Below are 15,786 nucleotides of genomic sequence, written 5' to 3'. Positions count from 1 at the left end.
CGGAGCCCGCCCCCTCCGCCGCTTCCGGCCGCCTCAGCTCCCCGGAAGATCCAGGTCGCTCTTGTTGAGCTCTTCGATGTTCACGTCCTTGAACGTGAGGACGCGCACCTGCTTGACGAAGCGGGCCGGGCGGTACATGTCCCAGACCCAGGCGTCGGCCATCGACACCTCGAAGAACACCTCTCCCTGAACCGAGTGCACCTGCATCTCGTAGTCATTGGTGAGGTAGAAACGCCGCTCGGTCTCGATCACATATTTGAACAGTCCGACGACGTCGCGGTACTCCCGGTAGAGCTTCAGCTCCATCTCGGTCTCGTACTTCTCGAGGTCCTCGGCGCTCATGGCAGATCCCCTTCAGCCGTGCGTCCCCCCATTGTGCGTCAGACCCGCTCGGTCTCCAGGAGCACCGGCGCATCAGGGGGCCCTTCGTCGAGCAGCGTGCGCAGCAGCTCGGCGAGTCTGGTTGGATACACCGTCTCATGCGAGGCGGACAGTTCCTCCGAAGTCCACCACCTCAGTCCCGAGACGCTGCGTCGCTCCAGGTCAGTCTGCCCGCCGGTGTCGGTGACAGTCCGGTCGGCCCTTCCCAGGTAATACCACTCGTCCTGCTCCCAGCGCCGCCCGTCGAACGGGAAGGCGCAGCGGCGCTTCCACAGGACGGGGCCGAGGACGGCGTCGGTGATGCCGGTCTCCTCGGCGAGCTCGCGGCGGGCCGCCTCTTCATGGGTCTCCGTGCCTTCCAGGCCACCACCGGGGGTGAACCACCACCTGTCGGTGGGGCGGGCCGGTTCGAAGCCGTGGAGCAGCAGGATCCGGTCGTCGGGGTCGAGCAGGACGATGCGGGAGACCTGGCGCACCAAGGGAGCGTCCGCTACGTCACCGGCCGCCGCCTCCTGGGCCGCGGCCGGACCCTCGACGCCCCGCCCTGCCTCCTCAGGCACCCTTGCGCGCCCTACGCCGGGCCAGGGGCCCGTAGGCCGCACCGACGAGGATGAGGACCGCGCCGGCGACCACCGCGAAGGTGATGGGTCGCACCGGGCCGGGCTGCGAGGTGCCGCCGGGGAAGGCGGAGAAGGCCGCCGGGCGCTGCATCACGCCGACGCTGCCGAGCGGCCAGGCGCGCGCGTCGACCCGGGCGTTGACGGCGCTGCGCGGTACCGAGCCGTGGTCGCCATCGGTGAGGTGGACGCGGGAGTCGAGGGAGTCGCTGCGGTGGTCACCGAGCAGGAAGAGCTGGCCGGTGGGGACCTTTGCCTTGAAGCCGATGGGTGACGCGGGTCCGCTGCCCTGCAGATACGGTTCTTCGACGGGGGTTCCGTTGATGGTCAGCCGACCCTGCTCGGTGCAGCAGGAGACCTTGTCACCGCCGACGCCGACGACGCGCTTGACCATCGGCTGGTTGCCCCAGGTGGAGTCCTTGAAGACGACGATGTCGCCGCGGCGTATCTCGGAGCCGTCGACCTTCTCCGCCAGGACCCGCGCCCCGACCGCGATCGTCGGCGTCATCGAGTCGGTCGGCACCGTATAGGGGCGGTAGATCAGCGCCGCCCATACGAAGCCGCCCAGGAACAGCACACAGCCGACGGCCACGGCCAGACCGGACAGCACACTGCCCGTCGTCCGGCCGCGGCCGTCGGTCCTGCGTTCCGTATTGCTGCTCATCCCAGCGCTCCCACCCCGCGGACCGCGCCCGCGTCGAAGATCCGGGACGGCACCTTACCTGGGGTTACGTGTTCCGGTCAGCCTCCGGCGGCGCCAGATCACGATCGGCACCGCACCGGCCAGGCCGAGGGCCGCCGGCGTCGCCGCCATGGCCTTGTTGATTCCGGGCTGGTCGAAGGTGTCCGGCACGGGCAGCGTCGCCCAGCGGTTGATGGGCCAGGCAATGGTGAACGCCCGGCCGACGACCTCGTTCTCCGAGACCGTGCCGTTGCCCTTGAGGTTCTGGTGGTAGCGGGAGTCGAGGGAGTCGTCGCGATGGTCGCCCATGACCCAGATCCGGCCCTTGGGAACGTGGATCGGGCCGAACGCGCGGTCGCCGCAGGGCGTGGCCCCGGGGAAGACGTACGAGTCTTCGTCGAGCGCCTTGCCGTTGACCTTGACGGGGCCGGTGCCATGGCACTCGACCGTGTCGCCGCCGACCGCGATCACCCGCTTGATCAGGTCCTTCTCCTCGGCCGAGGGCATCAGGCCGATGAAGCTGAGGACCTTCTGTACGGGGTTGGGCTCAGGGGTCGGCGTCTCGTTCAGCCAGCCGCCCGGGTCGTGGAAGACGACGACTTCGCCGCGCTGCGGCTTGGAGCCGAACCACGGCGTCAGCTTGTCGACCAGAACCCGGTCCCCGCGCTGCAGGGTGTCCTGCATCGAGTCGGACGGGATCGAGAACGCCTGTACCAGGAATGTCTTGATCAGCAGCGCGAGGAGCAGCGCGATCCCGATGAGGATCGGCAGCTCCTTCCAGAAGGCGCGCGGCTTCTTGGCCTTCTTCATGCCGCCGCTCTCCTCCTTGCCCGCTGACATGTCCAACGTATCGGACGTGTCCGAAGGGTCCGCCGAAGGTGAACTCTGGGCCTGCGCCCCTGACCGAGCTGGTGACTGATGCACGGAACTCGCCGCCGGCCGCGTGGTCTCACCACGTCCTGCCGGCTCTTCGGGCTCTTCGGTTCCGGACCGCGCGCCGACCGCCAAGTCCCCCACATCTGCTCCTCACTCCACGCACTCGCCTGCCCGTCAACCGGCGCAGGCCCACCACTCCCATAACGAGCGGGAGTTCCGCAGGGGTCGGGAGTACGGTCAAACTCTCAGGGGACAGCCTATGCGGAGCGCCTGCCGCCGACGCCTTGGCGCCCGGCGCGTCGTGCACGGTCGTGAAGGTGTCCGGCTCTTCCAGGCGCCGCCAGTGGCTGAACGGCCAGCCGATCACCACCGCCCGGCCCACGACGCCGTCCTCCGAGACCGTGCCACGGTACGGCTCGTCCAGGTGGAAGCGCGAATCCGCGGAGTTGGAACGGTGGTCGCCCATCACGAAGATCCGTCCGGTGGGGACGTTCACCGTGAACTTCAGCGTGGAGGGCGGGTTGCCCGGATGGATGTACGGTTCGGTCAGCGGGGTGCCGTTGACGGTGACCTTGCCCTGTTCGTCGCAGCATTTGACGGTGTCGCCGCCGACCGCCACGACCCGCTTGATCAGGTCCTGCTCGTCGGCCGACGGCAGCAGCCCGATGAAGGTCATGGCGTCCTTGACCGGCTGGAAGGCGCCGCCGTCGGCGGGGGGCTTGTTCTGTTCGCCCTTGAGCCAGCCTCCGGGGTCCTTGAAGACCACCACATCGCCGCGCGCCGGCTTGGAGCCGAACCACGGCGTCAGCTTGTCGACCAGCACCCGGTCGCCGATCTTGATCGTCTGCTCCATGGAGCCGGACGGGATGACGAAGGCCTGGACGAGGAAGGTCTTCAGGACGAGGGCGATGGCCAGCGCCACGCCGACGAGGATGGGGATTTCCTTGAGGTAGGAGCGTTGTCTGCGGCGCTTGATGCGCCGCGCCATACGCCGCCGCTCGGCCCGGCCACCCGTCCCGGTCCGTCCCGCCCGCCTGCCGGTCGCGGTCCCGCCCGCCCGGGAGCCGTCGCTCCCGCCGGTTTCCTGAGTGTCGCCGTACGCCCCGCTGTCGCTGTACGGGGCGTCGGGGCCGGGCCCCGGCCCGCCCCGGCCCCGCCGGGGGCTGTCGGCGCCCCTTCCGGGCCGGGCGGTGCCCTTGCCGCCGTGGCGGGGGCGTCCGCGGCTACCCATGGGGGCCTGCCGCGGCGGGTATCCGGTCGAAGGATCGTGGGTGCTCGAAGGTGCGCCAGCGGCTCGCCGGCCAGGTGATCAGGTCCGCGCGGCCGATGACCTTCTCCACCGGGACCGTGCCGCCGCCGGGGTCGCCGAGGTGGTCGCGGGAGTCACTGGATCTGGCGCGGTGGTCCCCCATGACCCACAACCTGCCCTCCGGCACCACGATGTCGAAATCCACCGAGGACGGCGCGTCCCCGGGGTGGAGATACGCCTCATTCACGGGCTCACCGTTCACTTCGATCCGCCCCCGTTCGTCGCAGCAGGTCACGTGGTCACCGCCGATGCCGATCACGCGCTTGACGTAGTCGGTCTCGGCTGGCCGGGCCAGGCCCAGCGCCGCGCCGGCTCCGCGCAGCAGTCCCGTGACGGGATTCTCCTCCTGCTCCCTGTGAACGAAGGAGCCGGTGCCGTCGAACACCACCAGATCGCCCCGCGCCGGCTCGCTGCCGAAACGGTACGCCAGCTTGTTGACCAGCACCCGGTCCCCGACCTGCAGGGTGTTCTCCATGGAGGTGCTGGGAATCAGAAAAGGCTGCGCGACGAATGCGCTGAGCAACAGGACGAAGGCCAGGCAGAGCGCGAGGAGGGTGGCCGGCCGCTGGCGCAGCCCGGCCGCGCGGGCGAGCAAACGCGCGGAGCGCGACCCCTGCTCCGGCCCCTGTTCGGGGGTGGGAGAGGGGTCGCGCTCCGTGAGCTGTGCGTCGGTGTCCATCGGGCCATGAGCCTATCCGGCCGGATCCGGACCCCGTACGCGAGCGTGGGTTTGCGTTGCCCCGGCGCAAAAAATCGTGCGCCGGGACGGCCCGGCTCAGTTGTCGCGCTTCTCCTTGATCTTCGCGGCCTTGCCGCGGAGCTCGCGCAGGAAGTACAGCTTGGCGCGACGGACGTCACCGCGGGTCACGACCTCGATCTTCTCGACGATCGGGGTGTGCACCGGGAAGGTGCGCTCGACGCCGACGGAGAAGCTGACCTTGCGGACCGTGAAGGTCTCGCGCACGCCGGCGCCCTGACGGCGGATGACAACGCCCTTGAACTGCTGCACACGGGAGCGGTTGCCCTCGATGACGCGGACGTGGACGTTGACGGTGTCACCCGGGCGGAAGGCCGGGATGTCGCTGCGCTTCGACGCGGCGTCGACGGAGTCGAGAAGGTGCATGACCTACTGCTTTCTTCGCTGATGCCACAGGTCATCAACGGGATATCGGAAATGATGTGTCGGATGCCGCTGTGTCGGGCGGGCGTCGTTCCCCCTGTGGCAGGGGCGCGCACCGGACTCACACGGCAGCGGCCTATTCTTCCACGGCCCCGGTCGTCCGCCCAAATCGGCCGTCCTCGCCCGCTGACCAGCCCAGAGCGGCCAGGATCGCGCGGTCGTGCTTGTCGAACGCGGCGGGGTCGGCGCGCTCGATCAGATCGGGGCGGTTGAGGTCGGTGCGGCGGAAGGCCTCGTCACGGCGCCAGCGGGCGATCTTGCCGTGGTGGCCGCTGAGCAGCACCTCGGGGATGCCCCGGCCGCGCCACTCGGGAGGCTTGGTGTAGACGGGGCCCTCCAGGAGGTCGGCCATCGCGCCGGGGGCGAAGGAGTCGTCCTGGTGGGAGGCGGCGTTGCCGAGGACGCCGGGCAGCAGCCGGGCCACCGCCTCGACCATGACCAGCACCGGTGCCTCTCCGCCGGCCAGGACGTAGTCGCCGATGGAGACCTCGCGGACCTCGACGCGGTCGCCGTACTCCTCGATGACGCGGCGGTCGATGCCCTCGTAGCGGGCCGGGGTGAACACCAGCCAGGGCTTGGCCGAGAGCTCGACGGCGAGCTGCTGGGTGAAGGGGGCGCCGCTCGGGGTGGGCACGACGATCACCGGTGCGCCCTCACCGGAGGCGAGGATCGTATCCAGCGCCTCGCCCCACGGCTCGGGCTTCATGACCATGCCGGGGCCGCCGCCGTAGGGGGTGTCGTCGACGGTGTTGTGCTTGTCGTGGGCCCATTCCCGCAGGTCGTGGATGCGCACATCGAGCTGCCCGCGGGCGCGCGCCTTGCCGACGAGGGAGACGTTCAGCGGTTCGAGGTACTCCGGGAAGATCGTGACGACATCGAGCCGCATCAGCTGTCCCCGCGGCTGCCGGCGATGTCCGCCTGGCTGTCGTCGAGGAGGCCGGGCGGCGGGTCGATGACCGCGCGCTGCTCCTCCAGGTCGATCTCCGGCACGATCTCGGAGACGAACGGGACCAGCACCTCACTGCCGTCGGGCCGCTGGACGACCAGCAGGTCCTGGTAGGGCAGGTGGGAGATCTCGGAGATCCGGCCGACGACGGTGCCGTCGCGGGTGACGACATCGAGGTCCATCAGCTGGTGGTCGTAGAACTCCTCGGGGTCCTCGGGGACTTCCTCGGGGTCGACCTCCGCGATCAGCAGGGTGTTGCGCAGCGCCTCGGCGGCCGTGCGGTCCGCGACGCCCTCGAAGCGCAGCAGCAGCCGGCCGCTGTGCACCCGGCCGGCCGTGATGGTCAGCGGTCCGACGGAGGACGGTTCGGTGGCGAGGACGGCGCCCGGGCCGAGCCGCAGTTCGGGCTCGTCGGTGCGCACCTCTACCGTGACCTCGCCCTTGATGCCGTGGGCGCGGCCGATCCGTGCCACTACCAACTGCACGCTGTTCTCTCCCGTTTTCTTGCGGCTGCACCGCCGCCGCTCTCGCGGAGGCGGCCGAGGACCGTGGCGGTTTGTCCATGGAGGGTGGTGAGGGTGGCTGCACCCTCACCAACGAACTCGGGCCGGGGACGGCCCGAGGGCCCTCCCCGGCCCGAGCCGGTGTTCAACTTGTCAGCTGACCTGGTCCACGTCGACGAGGTCGACGCGGATGCCCCGGCCGCCGATGGCGCCCACGACGGTCCGCAGGGCACGGGCGGTACGGCCGTTGCGGCCGATCACCTTGCCGAGGTCTTCCGGGTGAACCCGGACCTCCAGCACGCGCCCGCGGCGCAGGGTGCGCGAGGCTACCTGCACGTCATCGGGGTTGTCGACGATGCCCTTGACGAGGTGCTCGAGGGCTTCCTCGAGCATGCTCAGGCCTCGGTCGACTCGGAGGTGGACTCGGCCGCAGCCTCGTCCGCCTTCTTGTCAGCCTTCTTTGCCTTCGGGGTGATGGCCTCACCCTTCGGCTCGTTGCCGGAGTCCTTGGCCGCGGCCTCGAAGAGGGCGCGCTTGTCGGCCTTCGGCTCGGCGACCTTCATGGGCGCCGGGGCCGGCAGGCCCTTGAACTTCTGCCAGTCGCCGGTGACCTTGAGAATGGCCATGACGGGCTCGGTCGGCTGCGCGCCGACACCCAGCCAGTACTGGACACGCTCGGAGTCGACCTCGATGCGCGAGGGGTTCTGCACCGGGTGGTACAGGCCGATCTCCTCGATGGCCCGGCCGTCACGGCGGGTACGGGAGTCGGCGATGACGATGCGGTAGTGAGGCGCGCGGATCTTGCCCAGACGCTTCAGCTTGATCTTGACTGCCACGGGAGTGGTGTCTCCTGGTCTTGACGTGGTGGGGCACAACGGGATGCCACGTGGGGTTGCGGTACTCGGGGTGCCCGATGGACGCGTCAGCCGGAGGAGAGAGGGGTCCTGTGCGACTGTCGAGTACAGCTAGCCATTGTGCCACACGCCCATGGGTCAGCCGACCGCGGCCACCTCGGGGATCCGGAAGGGCTTGCCGCAGCCGCCGCAGACGATCGGCGCCTGGGCCAGCACGGAGGGCACCACGCGGACGTTGCGCCCGCAGTCGCAGACGGCCTTGACGCGGACGCCCCCTCCGGAGGAGCCGTGCCGGGCGGCCGGACCGCGGAAGCTGCGGGTGGTGTCGGTGGCGGTGGCGGCGGTGTGCGCCTTGAGGGCCCTGGACAGGCGTTCGATGGTGGAGCGGTAGCGCCTTCTGGCTTCGGGGTTGAGCGTGACCAGGGAGAAGCCGCTGCTGGGGTGCGGCTCGTCGGCATGGTCCAGGCCCAGCTCCTCGGCGATCGCCAGGAAGCGGCGGTTGTGGTAGCGGCCTGCGCGGGAGGTGTCACGGATGCCGCGGGTGGCGGCGATGCCATGGACTGCCTCATGGAGCAGCCGTTCGAAAGAGAGTTCGGCGCCGCAGGCGGACGAGGACTCTCCGATCAGGGACTCGGGCGCGGCCAGGTCCGGCAGCTCGGGGTGGTGCCGTTGAATATCGGCCCAGGCGAGCGCCAGTTCGGCGGCGAGGACAGGCGGTGTCGTGCTCACGTCGTGACAACGAGCCGGGGACGCCCGGTGTTCCGATTCCGGGGCATCCCAAATAATTTGCACGTACCAGTCAGTTTACGGTCATGAGGCGTGCCGAGGGCCGGGTGCGCAGATCTGCGCAGAAGACGCCCAGGGCACCTCAAGCCGGTATGTATCCCCGCGTACGCCGCATGGCGTAGCCGGTCGTATACCGGGGCAATGATCATCGCGGCGATGGTACGGGGAGTGCCGGTGCCCGGCCGGCACCGGCTCGCACCCCACCCTAGGGGGCGGTGGAGGCGGGTGGCCGGACGGCACCAGGGGCGCGGGGAGCGTCCGGGCGGCGTGCGCTGCCGTGGCGGAACGGCGCCGGCCGGGGCACCCTGGAACGGCGCTCCAGGGAGCGGGCCCGGCGCACACGGGGGCGCGCGGGAGACAACCCCGGCGCACCCCCTGGACGCCCGGACGAATGCGCAGTTGTCTGGATCGCGGGGGCGCACCACGCGCGAACACGGGGGCGATCGGTACGGAACAGCTTCGGGTTCTCGGCGAATAGGGGCGCTATCGATGTCACCGACGCTCGTGCGGCACCAGCTTCCGCACTCCGGATCCATGCGCTGCGACGACCCTCCCGTTCCGGCCGGGTCACGGGCGCGCACCCGTGACTGGGCCGAGATCCAGGAGCGGATGCTGGTGCCGCTCTACGAGGCCGCGTACGACCGTCTGGCGGTCGGACCCCATACCCGCCTGCTGGGGCTGGGGTGTGGCTCCGGGCTGGCGCTGCTGCTCGCGGCGGCGCGGGGCGCGCAGGTCAGCGGGGTGGATGCGGACGAGTCCCGGCTGGAGCTGGCGCGTGAACGGCTTACGCCGGACGGCATGCCGGAGCACACCCGGCTGGTCAGCGGCGGCCTGGAGGACGCGGCGCCCGGCGACGCCGCCTTCAATGTGGTCACGGCCTTCCATCCGGTGGGCTGCGTGAGCACCGTCGAAGGGCTGACGGCGTCGCTCACCGCGGCGGCGGGGCTGGCGGAGCGCGGCAGTGCGGTGGTGCTGGGCGGCTGGGGCCCGGTGGAGCGGTGTGCCACGGCCGGGCTGCTGCGGGTGGCGCAGCGGCCGGCCGGTCCCGGGGACGAGGACGCCGCCGGTTCGGCCGGGTGGTGGCCCAGCGGCCGGGACGATCTGGAGGAACTGGCGGAGCGGGCCGGGCTGCGGCCCGATGGCTCGGGCCGGGTGGCCTGCCCGTTCGGGTACGCCGACCTGGCGAGCGCGGTGCGGGGGCTGCTGTCGACGGGGCTGTTCGACGCGGCGCTGGAGGCGGCCGAGCAGCGCCAGGTGGAGAAGGAGCTCGCGGAGGCACTGCATCCGCATCAGCGGGCGGACGGGACGGTGTGGATGCCGAATGTCTTCCGCTATCTGATCGCGCGGACGAGGTAGCGCGGGGCCGGGGGCGGCGGCGGTGCCGGTGCCGGGGGCGGGCGTCGGGGCGGCATTTCGGCGGGCGTTTGGCAGTATCCAGGATCCTGTTTACTGTCATTTGTGTGAACGGCATCCACGGTCCCGACGGCCTCGACGAGCGGTTCCTGACCCGCAACGGGCATGCCGCCCGGCAGTTGGCGGCTCTGCTGCTTTTGCAGGAGGCCGACGGTGCGGGGGCACGGTTGCCGCGGGTCCGTGACGTCGCCGAGCGGCTGGGGGTGGGCAACGGCACGGCGCAGGCCGCGCTCCGGCTCCTGGAGGAGACGGGCGCGATCACGACCGTCGCCCGGGGCCATCTCGGTACCTTCCTCGTGGAGTCGGACCGGGCCCTCCTGTGGCGCCTGTCCGGCCTCGGCACGGTGCCGGCGGTGATGCCACTGCCGCACTCCCGGCGTTTCGAAGGCCTCGCGACGGGGCTGCGGACCGCGTTCGAGGAAGCCGGCGCACCGTTCGCGATCACCTTCCTGCGGGGTGCGGCCGCCCGGGTCGCAGCCGTGGCCGAGGGCAGGGCCGCGCTGGCGGTGCTGTCGCGCTCCGCCGCCGACCAACTGATCGGGCAGCAGCCGCTCGAACTGATCGCGGACCTGGGACCGGGCACCTACGCCGGCGAACACGGGCTGTTGCTGCGGCCCGGGGGCACGCTCGACTCCCCCGGTCTGCGGGTCGTCGTCGACGAGGCCTCGGAGGATCAGCGGACGCTCACCGAACGGCTCTTTGCGCACCGCCCGGACGTGGAGTGGGTGCCGTGTCCCTCCCTGCAGCCGTGGGAGGAGCTGGCGCGGGGCCGGGCCGATGCGGCGGTGTGGAATCTCGACGAGGTACCGGGACAACCGCTCGGCCAGGTGCAGGTGTTGCCGCTGGGCAATGAGTTCACCCGCGATCTGGCGGTGCGCCATACGAGTGCCGCGCTGATAGGCCCTACCGGCGGGGCGGCGGCCGCGGCACTGGCGGCCGTGCGGGGTGTAGTGAAGCTGTCCAGGGTCACGGCCGTGCAGGGCGAGGTGCTGCGGGGCGAGCGCGTTCCGGCGTACTGAGCCGACGCCTCTGCCGCCGGTAAGAAGTGACGGCACGTCAGTGAGCAAAATACAGAATCCTGGTTACTGTGACCTTCGAGGGAAGGACGGCCGCCCATGGAATCCCGTCTCGCCCGGCGCATCCGGCTCTTCTGCGACAGCGGGCAGGTGCGGCCGGAGGTCGCCGCGTTCGTGACGGCCGAGCTGGAGGCCCTGGCCGCCGATGGACGGCCGGTCACCGAGGACAGCGCGGGGATGCTGGCCGGCCATCTGCTGATGGCGCTGACCCGGCTGCTGGACGGCGAGACCGTCGACTCGTTCCGTACGGACGCGGCGGTGGCGGAAGAGCTCGCGGACCGTCCCGAGGCGCTGGCGCGGGCCCGCGACGTCGCCGGACGGGCCCACAGCGAGCTGGGCGCGCTGCTCCCCGGCCCGGAGGTCAACTTCCTGGCGCTGCATCTGGCCGTATGGCATGCGGGCGCGGCGGTGTCCGCGGCCCGACCGCGAAGGGACACCCCATGACCAAGATCCTCACCGGTGGCCTCGGCAAATCCGAGGTCGCCGGCCAGGTGACCGGCCTCGGGCTGCCGGGCGTCGAGATCGCCGTCAGCAACGACATGGACGCGGCGGTGCAGCTGCGGGCCGGGCAGGCGGACTACTTCCTCGGCACCTGCCACACCGGGGCCGGGGCCTCGCTCGGTGTGCTGGTCGGGCTGCTGGGCGCGGCCGTCTGCCACACCTTCGGACGGTCGGTCCCCACCACGGAGCAGATCGAGGCCCTGCTCGACGAGGGCAAGCAGGTGTTCGGCTACGCCGTCGACCGGATGGACGCGGTCACCCCGGTGCTCGCCCGCGCCATCGCCGCCCGTACGGCCTGACGCGTGGGCAGCCTCCCCGCTGCCGCGCCCCCGGGCCCGGCTGCCGCGGCCGGCGCCCTCGACTTCTCCACGGCCGGGCAGCTGACCGTCATCGGGGTGTGCGCGCTGACCGCGTACCTGGCGCATCGGGCACTGGCGGTGTTCAACGACGGCGTACGGCCGTTCCTGCTGGACTTCCTCCAGGGGCGGGCCACCCGCAGCGCGACCGGTGCGGTCTCCTTCGGCCTGTCGGCCGGCTTCATCTTCGGACTCGGCGCGCCCATGGCGCTGTCGTCGGGTGTGCTCAACCCCTGGCTGGTGTTCCTGCCGACCGATCTGCTGGGCATCCTCGCGCCGAGGAAGTGGCTCGCGCCGGTGCTGGGCGGTGCCTGGGGCGCGGTGGTGGTGTTCGGGCTCAAGGGCGCCAATGAGGTGGCACACGAGCTGCCGGTCGATTTTCTGACGGCCATGCAGCGGATGGCGACGCCGATCCTGTTCCTGTTCACGCTGTTCCCGGTGCTGGCGATCAGCAAGCAGTTCGGCAGGCTGCCGGGCGCGGTGGCGGGGGTGGTGGAGCTCGCTCTCGTCGTCGTCACGATGAAGCTGTTGCCGGAGGTGTTCGCCGGGGCGCCGGCGATGGCCGCCGGAGTGCTGCTGCTGATCGGCTTCGCGGTCGCCAGGGATCTACGGCAGCGGCGCAGGGAGCGGGTCCGGGCAGCGGGCGAGCGGGCGGAGACGGCGCACGAGTGGGCGGGGACGGCGCACGAGCGGGCGGAGGCGGCGGACGAGCAAGCGGGAGCGGCGGGCCGGCAAACGGGAGCAGCAGAAGACCGGACGAAAGCAGCGGACGAGCTGCCCGCCGGGCCGGACGAGGACCCCATGGTGTCGCTGTTCAGCGCGAGCGCAGCCCGCCTGCGCCGCCATCTGCCGCTGTTCATGGCGCTGGGCGCCGGGGTGTGTCTGCTGGCACAGCTGCACATATTCGGCGGCGGGGAGGCGGCAAGCTTCCTGATCGCCAAGGGGCGCACCGTGGAGGCGGCGCAGGTCGACTTCTACCGCGCCTTCGGGTTCCTGCCGCTCATCGCCACCACCGCGCTGGCCTCCGGTGCGTATGGCATCGCGGGCTTCACCTTCGTCTACCCGCTCGGCTATCTGCTGCCGAGCCCGTGGTGGGCGCTGGTGTGCGGGGCGCTGGTCTTCGCCGCCGAGGTGCTGGCGCTCAGCGGGATCGGCCGGGTGCTGGGCGGGCTGCCGTCGGTGCGCGACTCCTCCGAGCAGCTACGCGGTGCGATCGGCGCGACACTGCAACTGGCGCTGCTCTTCGGCTCGTTGCTGGCCGCCCAGGCGATGGGCGGCGGGCTGGGCATCCTGCTCGTCGGCGGGCTGTACCTGCTGAACGAGGCGATGGGGCGGGTGGTGGTCCGCACCGCCGCGGGGCCCGCCGCGGTCGTCGCCGGCGGTGTCCTGCTCAACGTCCTGTACTGGCTGGACCTGTTCACCCCTCTCACCTCCTGACGGGGCCCGTTCCCGGACAGGCTTCGGCCGCGCCGGGCGGGCCGGGAAGGCACTGATGAGCGATCTGCTGCAAACCGTCTCGGGCACCCTGCCCGCTTCCGCCGTACGCGGGCCGGTGCTCGCCCATGAGCATCTGGCGCTCGATCTGACCCGGGGCGCCGACAGCGCGGCGACCCTGACTGCCGGGCACCGCGCCGCGATCACCGAGGAACTGGCGTCGCTGCGCACCGAGTTCGGGCTCGGCCTGCTCGTCGAACTCACCTGCCGGGGCATGGGGCGCGATGTGGCGTCGATGGCCCGGATCGCCGCGGATTCGGGGGTGGCGGTCATCGCGGCGACCGGCTGGTATTACGAGCCTTTCCATCCGGCGGAGCTGAGCCGCACCAGCGCCGAGCGGCTGGCCGGCACGCTGGTCGGGGAGATCGAGCGCGGCTGCGGTGGCTCCGGGATCCGTCCCGGGGTGATCGGCGAGGTCGGCAGCCACGGCGACGTGCCGAGCGAGCCGGAGGCGCGGACGCTGACCGCGGCGGCGCTCGCCGCCACGGCGACCGGGCTGTCGGTGGCCACCCATGCCCAGTTCGGCCGCGGCGGCCTGGCCCAGCTGGAGCTGCTGACGGCGGCCGGGCTCCCGCCGCACCGGGTCAGCATCGGCCATCAGGACCTGCTCGACGATCCGGCGGTGCACCGGGAACTGGCGGCGGCCGGTGCGTACATCGCGTTCGACACCGTCGGCAAGGAGAGCTACCGGAGCGACCGGGCGCGGCTGCGGCTGCTGCTGGCCCTCCTGGAGTCCGGATACGCCGACCGGGTGCTGTTGAGCTGCGATGTCTCCCGCCACGGCTATCTGCTCAGCGAGGGCGGGATGGGCTACGGGCACCTGTTCCGGTCCTTCCTGCCGCGGCTGCGGGCGGCGGGCGTGGACGAGGAGCTGATCGACCGGCTGACGCGGCGCAACCCGCTGCGGTTTCTCACGGGGCGGGACGGGGCGGACGACGGGCCGGCGGCTCCGGGCGGAGGCGGGGTGGCCGACGGCCGGGCAGACGACGGCCCGGAGGGCGGTGCCGGGCCGGCCCGGGGGCGATGAGGCAGGGGCGCGGGGGCCGGCGCCCGCCCCGCGTCTGCCCCCTGCCCGCTCCAATGCGCCCCCATCCGCCGGACACGGCAGAGCCCCCGACCACCCACAGGAGGCCGGGGGCTCGTCAGCCGAAGCTGCGCGCGGACGCGCGAGGGCGCGGGAGGGTCAGCCCATGAACTTCTTGAATTCCTCGGGGAGTTCGAAGTTCTGCGGGTCCTGGCCGCCCTGCGGCAGGCCCAGCGGGTTGCCGGACTGGGCGGCCTCCCGGCGCGCCGCGGCGGCCTCTTCGTCAGCCTTGCGCTTCATCGGGTTACCGCTCTTGCGCTTGCCCTTGGCCTGCTTGACCTGCTTCTTCTTGCGGGCCCCGCCGCCCATGCCAGGCATCCCCGGCATGCCGGGCATCCCGGGCATGCCGCCGCCCTGGGCCATCTTGGACATCATCTTGCGGGCGTCGAAGAACCGCTCGACCAGGCCCTTGACCGCGCTGACGTCGACACCGGAACCCTTGGCGATACGGGCCCGGCGCGAGCCGTTGATGATCGTCGGCTCCTGGCGCTCGGCCGGGGTCATCGACTTGATGATGGCGGCCGTGCGGTCGACCTCGCGCTCGTCGAGGTTGTTGATCTGGTCCTTCATCTGCCCCATGCCGGGCAGCATGCCGAGCAGCTTGGAGATGGAGCCCATCTTGCGGACCTGCTCCATCTGGGCCAGGAAGTCGTCGAGGGTGAACTCCTTGGGGCCCTTCGCCAGCTTGGCCGCCATCTTCTCGGCCTCGTCCTGGCTGAAGGTCTGCTCGGCCTTCTCGATCAGGCTGAGCATGTCGCCCATGCCGAGGATGCGGGACGCCATGCGGTCCGGGTGGAACGCGTCGAAGTCGTCCAGCTTCTCGCCGTTGGAGGCGAACATGATCTGCTTGCCGGTGACGTGCGCGACGGACAGCGCGGCACCACCGCGGGCGTCACCGTCGAGCTTGGAGAGCACCACGCCGTCGAAGCCGACGCCGTCGCGGAACGCCTCGGCGGTGTTGACCGCGTCCTGACCGATCATCGCGTCGACGACGAACAGGACCTCGTCGGGGCTGACCGCGTCGCGGATGTCCGCGGCCTGCTGCATCAGTTCCTGGTCGATGCCCAGACGGCCGGCGGTGTCGACGATGACGACGTCGTGCTGCTTGGTGCCCGCGTACTCGATGGAGTCCTTGGCCACCTGGACCGGGTCGCCGACGCCGTTGCCCGGCTGGGGGCCGTAGAAGGCGACCTCCGCGCGCTCCGAGACGACCTGGAGCTGGTTGACGGCGTTGGGGCGCTGGAGGTCACAGGCGACCAGCAGCGGGGCGTGCCCCTGCGTCTTGAGCCAGCGGCCGAGCTTTCCGGCGAGGGTGGTCTTACCGGCACCCTGCAGACCCGCCAGCATGATCACGGTCGGGGGCGTCTTGGCGAGCCGCAGCCGGCGGGTCTCGCCGCCGAGGATGCCGACGAGCTCCTCGTTGACGATCTTGATGACCTGCTGGGCGGGGTTCAGCGCCTGGGAGACCTCGGAGCCGGTGGCACGCTCCTTGACCTGCTTGATGAAGGCGCGGACAACGGGGAGGGCGACATCGGCTTCGAGCAGCGCGATACGGATCTCGCGCGCCGTGGCGTCGATGTCCGCCTCGCTCAGGCGGCCCTTGCCCCGGAGGTTTTTGAAAGTACTCGCCAAGCGGTCGGAAAGCGTATCGAACACGGCGGTCGTCGATCCTCGGGGTCGGGGGCAGGCTTCAGTCGGGTTCCAGGGTATCGGGCTGCGCAAGCGAAC

19 protein-coding genes are annotated in these 15,786 nt (G+C 71.2%); 6 read left to right on the top strand and 13 right to left on the bottom strand.

What is annotated here, in order from left to right; genetic code table 11:
• Nucleotides 1-33: 33 nt before the first annotated feature.
• The 12 genes from ABR737_RS32155 to ABR737_RS32100 all read right to left on the bottom strand — a co-directional run bounded on the left by ABR737_RS32155 (nt 34) and on the right by ABR737_RS32100 (nt 8,077).
• Entirely contained in the window at nt 34-342 is a 309-nt protein-coding gene (locus tag ABR737_RS32155) for a DUF2469 domain-containing protein (RefSeq protein WP_003980220.1), read from the bottom strand.
• Between the two features lie 38 nt (nt 343-380).
• Complete coding sequence (locus tag ABR737_RS32150; protein WP_350257002.1) at nt 381-860, bottom strand: NUDIX hydrolase; 480 nt, start codon at nt 858-860, stop codon at nt 381-383.
• A 73-nt stretch (nt 861-933) separates the two neighbouring features.
• Entirely contained in the window at nt 934-1,662 is a 729-nt protein-coding gene (gene lepB, locus ABR737_RS32145) for a signal peptidase I (RefSeq protein WP_350254305.1), read from the bottom strand.
• Between the two features lie 54 nt (nt 1,663-1,716).
• Entirely contained in the window at nt 1,717-2,697 is a 981-nt protein-coding gene (gene lepB, locus ABR737_RS32140; RefSeq protein ID WP_502964414.1) for a signal peptidase I, read from the bottom strand.
• Nucleotides 2,630-3,787 (bottom strand): signal peptidase I, encoded by a 1,158-nt coding sequence (lepB, locus tag ABR737_RS32135; protein ID WP_350254304.1) that lies wholly within the window; start codon nt 3,785-3,787, stop codon nt 2,630-2,632. The genes lepB (ABR737_RS32140) and lepB (ABR737_RS32135) overlap by 68 nt, the downstream gene beginning before the upstream one ends.
• On the bottom strand, nt 3,780-4,544 hold the full coding sequence (lepB, locus tag ABR737_RS32130) for a signal peptidase I (RefSeq protein ID WP_350254302.1): 765 nt from the start codon (nt 4,542-4,544) through the stop codon (nt 3,780-3,782). The genes lepB (ABR737_RS32135) and lepB (ABR737_RS32130) overlap by 8 nt, the downstream gene beginning before the upstream one ends.
• A 96-nt stretch (nt 4,545-4,640) precedes the next feature.
• Nucleotides 4,641-4,988: a 50S ribosomal protein L19 gene (gene rplS / locus ABR737_RS32125; RefSeq protein WP_018087148.1), complete on the bottom strand. Its 348-nt coding sequence runs from the start codon at nt 4,986-4,988 to the stop codon at nt 4,641-4,643.
• A 133-nt stretch (nt 4,989-5,121) separates the two neighbouring features.
• A complete protein-coding gene (gene trmD / locus ABR737_RS32120; protein ID WP_350254300.1) occupies nt 5,122-5,931 on the bottom strand; it encodes a tRNA (guanosine(37)-N1)-methyltransferase TrmD in 810 nt (269 codons plus the stop codon).
• Nucleotides 5,931-6,476, bottom strand: coding sequence for a ribosome maturation factor RimM (rimM, locus tag ABR737_RS32115; protein ID WP_350254299.1), 546 nt, complete (start codon nt 6,474-6,476; stop codon nt 5,931-5,933). Before rimM ends, trmD begins: the two co-directional genes overlap by 1 nt.
• 171 nt (nt 6,477-6,647) lie before the next feature.
• The gene (locus tag ABR737_RS32110; RefSeq protein ID WP_350254297.1) at nt 6,648-6,887 is read right to left on the bottom strand and encodes an RNA-binding protein; all 240 of its coding nucleotides are present in this window, start codon (nt 6,885-6,887) and stop codon (nt 6,648-6,650) included.
• Between the two features lie 2 nt (nt 6,888-6,889).
• Nucleotides 6,890-7,330 carry a 30S ribosomal protein S16 gene (gene rpsP, locus ABR737_RS32105; protein WP_030080385.1) on the bottom strand — a complete coding sequence of 147 codons (441 nt, stop codon included), beginning with the start codon at nt 7,328-7,330 and terminating at the stop codon, nt 6,890-6,892.
• Nucleotides 7,331-7,486: 156 nt separating this feature from the next.
• Nucleotides 7,487-8,077: a hypothetical protein gene (locus ABR737_RS32100; protein WP_350254296.1), complete on the bottom strand. Its 591-nt coding sequence runs from the start codon at nt 8,075-8,077 to the stop codon at nt 7,487-7,489.
• A gap of 546 nt (nt 8,078-8,623) precedes the next feature.
• Here ABR737_RS32100 and ABR737_RS32095 point away from each other — a divergent pair.
• The 6 genes from ABR737_RS32095 (at nt 8,624) to ABR737_RS32070 (ending at nt 14,001) form a co-directional block, all read left to right on the top strand.
• On the top strand, nt 8,624-9,490 hold the full coding sequence (locus tag ABR737_RS32095; protein WP_350254295.1) for a methyltransferase domain-containing protein: 867 nt from the start codon (nt 8,624-8,626) through the stop codon (nt 9,488-9,490).
• A gap of 104 nt (nt 9,491-9,594) precedes the next feature.
• On the top strand, nt 9,595-10,566 hold the full coding sequence (yhfZ, locus tag ABR737_RS32090) for a GntR family transcriptional regulator YhfZ (protein WP_350254293.1): 972 nt from the start codon (nt 9,595-9,597) through the stop codon (nt 10,564-10,566).
• A 96-nt stretch (nt 10,567-10,662) separates the two neighbouring features.
• Nucleotides 10,663-11,067: a transcriptional antiterminator gene (locus tag ABR737_RS32085; RefSeq protein ID WP_350254291.1), complete on the top strand. Its 405-nt coding sequence runs from the start codon at nt 10,663-10,665 to the stop codon at nt 11,065-11,067.
• Nucleotides 11,064-11,423 (top strand): DUF2620 family protein, encoded by a 360-nt coding sequence (locus ABR737_RS32080; RefSeq protein ID WP_350254290.1) that lies wholly within the window; start codon nt 11,064-11,066, stop codon nt 11,421-11,423. Before ABR737_RS32085 ends, ABR737_RS32080 begins: the two co-directional genes overlap by 4 nt.
• 3 nt (nt 11,424-11,426) lie before the next feature.
• Nucleotides 11,427-12,917, top strand: coding sequence for a YhfT family protein (locus ABR737_RS32075; RefSeq protein WP_350254288.1), 1,491 nt, complete (start codon nt 11,427-11,429; stop codon nt 12,915-12,917).
• Nucleotides 12,918-12,972: 55 nt separating this feature from the next.
• A complete protein-coding gene (locus tag ABR737_RS32070) occupies nt 12,973-14,001 on the top strand; it encodes a phosphotriesterase family protein (protein ID WP_350254287.1) in 1,029 nt (342 codons plus the stop codon).
• Nucleotides 14,002-14,157: 156 nt separating this feature from the next.
• Here the strand turns inward: ABR737_RS32070 and ffh are convergent, their stop codons facing one another.
• Nucleotides 14,158-15,714, bottom strand: coding sequence for a signal recognition particle protein (gene ffh / locus ABR737_RS32065; protein ID WP_350254285.1), 1,557 nt, complete (start codon nt 15,712-15,714; stop codon nt 14,158-14,160).
• Nucleotides 15,715-15,786 lie beyond the last annotated feature (72 nt).

Source organism: Streptomyces sp. Edi2, from assembly GCF_040253635.1.
Lineage (GTDB): Bacteria > Actinomycetota > Actinomycetes > Streptomycetales > Streptomycetaceae > Streptomyces.
The sequence above is the reverse complement of the archived record's forward strand: the minus strand, read 5'-3'. Positions and strand labels throughout refer to the sequence as shown.

Bases quoted from the DNA above. Each gene is read 5' to 3' on its own strand.
- ABR737_RS32155 (WP_003980220.1), bottom strand. From the start codon at position 342: ATGAGCGCCGAGGACCTCGAGAAGTACGAGACCGAGATGGAGCTGAAG.
- lepB (WP_350254305.1), bottom strand. From the start codon at position 1,662: ATGAGCAGCAATACGGAACGCAGGACCGACGGCCGCGGCCGGACGACG.
- lepB (WP_350254304.1), bottom strand. From the start codon at position 3,787: ATGGGTAGCCGCGGACGCCCCCGCCACGGCGGCAAGGGCACCGCCCGG.
- lepB (WP_350254302.1), bottom strand. From the start codon at position 4,544: ATGGACACCGACGCACAGCTCACGGAGCGCGACCCCTCTCCCACCCCC.
- rplS (WP_018087148.1), bottom strand. From the start codon at position 4,988: ATGCACCTTCTCGACTCCGTCGACGCCGCGTCGAAGCGCAGCGACATC.
- trmD (WP_350254300.1), bottom strand. From the start codon at position 5,931: ATGCGGCTCGATGTCGTCACGATCTTCCCGGAGTACCTCGAACCGCTG.
- ABR737_RS32110 (WP_350254297.1), bottom strand. From the start codon at position 6,887: ATGCTCGAGGAAGCCCTCGAGCACCTCGTCAAGGGCATCGTCGACAAC.
- ABR737_RS32095 (WP_350254295.1), top strand. From the start codon at position 8,624: ATGTCACCGACGCTCGTGCGGCACCAGCTTCCGCACTCCGGATCCATG.
- ABR737_RS32085 (WP_350254291.1), top strand. From the start codon at position 10,663: ATGGAATCCCGTCTCGCCCGGCGCATCCGGCTCTTCTGCGACAGCGGG.
- ABR737_RS32080 (WP_350254290.1), top strand. From the start codon at position 11,064: ATGACCAAGATCCTCACCGGTGGCCTCGGCAAATCCGAGGTCGCCGGC.
- ABR737_RS32070 (WP_350254287.1), top strand. From the start codon at position 12,973: ATGAGCGATCTGCTGCAAACCGTCTCGGGCACCCTGCCCGCTTCCGCC.